Source organism: Saccharopolyspora sp. NPDC045941, from assembly GCF_056431445.1.
In genome coordinates this window covers 1-1,526 of the sequence record NZ_JBWKKU010000162.1, presented here as the reverse complement: position 1 = coordinate 1,526, position 1,526 = coordinate 1, and the positions used below count along the sequence as shown (strand labels likewise).

Below are 1,526 nucleotides of genomic sequence, written 5' to 3'. Positions count from 1 at the left end.
GGCTCTGTCGCTGGTTGCGTGATCAATGATGTCGGGGGGTTATTGGTCGAGTAGGATTCTCTTGCGTAGCAGGGCGAAGCTGGCTTTTCCGTAGGTTTGGCGTTTGAGCATTTTGATCTTGTTGTTGATGCCTTCGGCGGGACCGTTGCTGTAGGGCAGGGTCAGGCCGGCGGTGGTGGCGTCCCAGTCTTTTTCGAGGCCGTTGAGGTAGGCGTCGAAGCCGGGTAGTGCGTCGTCGCGGGTGGTGGCGATCCAGGCGGCGAGGTCCTGGCCACGGCGGCCGGTGAGGATGGCGGCGAACTCACGCACCCGGGTGGCCAGGGTGGTCATCCCGGGACAGCTGGCGATCAGATCGTCGAGGTGGCGGCGAGTAGGGCCGGACAGACCCTCGGGGCGGCTCATGATCCAGGAGACCAGACGGCGTGGGGAGGGCGCGAGGCGTTGCGGGTCGGCCCGTCCCTGGTTGATGTAGCGGACCAGGAGGTTCGCGCTGCCGGTGTAGCCCTGGTCGCGGATTTCGGCCAGGATCCGCGTCACCGGCGTCTTTTCGGCCAGACGGCGCTGAACGTGGGCGCGGTGGGCATCGACCAGGCAGGGGCCGTAACGCGGTGGGCGTAGCAGGTCCTCGACCCGTTCGGCGCGGGCGTAGCGTTTGACGGTGTTCAGCGCCCAGCCCAGCCGCCGGGCGCATTCCATCAGGCCGACCCCTTGGGCTCGGAGTTCGTGAACGGCGGCGAACCGTTGCCGTGTGCGTGCGTCCAGCGTCGAATCTGCCTTGCAGGGCAGGGTGTTCCAGGATGCGGCGTAGGCGACGACGCTCTTTTCCACCGCCGCGGCCAGGTTGTGCCAGAGATGCCATCGGTCACTGGCCTGCACCGCTTTCGGGGCGCCCTGGCGGATGGCCTCGGCATAGGCTGCCGATCCGTCACGGCAGACCACCTGGGCGCCGGGGTGTTCACGCAGCCATGCGGCCACAGTGTCGGCTTTGCGGTCCGGGAGCACGTCGAGGCGGCGGTGAGTGACCGCGTCGATCAGCAGCGTCGCATACTTGCGGCCCCGCCTGATCGCGAAGTCATCGACACCGAGCACGGCGACTGTTCCGACGTCGGGTTCGGGTAGCGCGTGGACCAAGCGCAGCAGCGTGCTCCGGCTCGCCGCCATCCCCGGCCGGGCCACCAAACGCGCCCCGGCTCTGCCCGCCAGTGCCAACCCGATGTGTTCCAAAGCCTTGCGGCACACCGTAGTTCGGCGGGCGTGCTTGGAGGTCAGGTCGTCGACCTGTTCGGCGAACGTCCGAACAGGACAGTCAAGGTCATCACAGAAGAACCGGCGCACCTGTAATCGCAGCATCACTGGCTGGCCGGCCATAGAGACGTCAGCCAGCCCGCGGTCATAGCGGCTGTGAACCCGCCGCGACCTACCGCCGCAGGACGGGCAGATGCCATCGTCGGCCTTGACACGTGCCCAGACCAGCACGCCTGCCCCGGACCGCTCGATCCGCTCGACCATCACGCCGGCCAGGTGGG

Annotated in this window: 1 protein-coding gene; it reads right to left on the bottom strand. The window is 67.6% G+C overall.

Features of this window, described 5'->3' with window-relative positions; genetic code table 11:
• Positions 1 to 39: 39 nt before the first annotated feature.
• The coding region (locus AC07FN_RS45870) for an ISL3 family transposase (RefSeq protein ID WP_478401379.1) at positions 40 to 1,526 on the bottom strand (1,487 nt) is incomplete at its 5' end.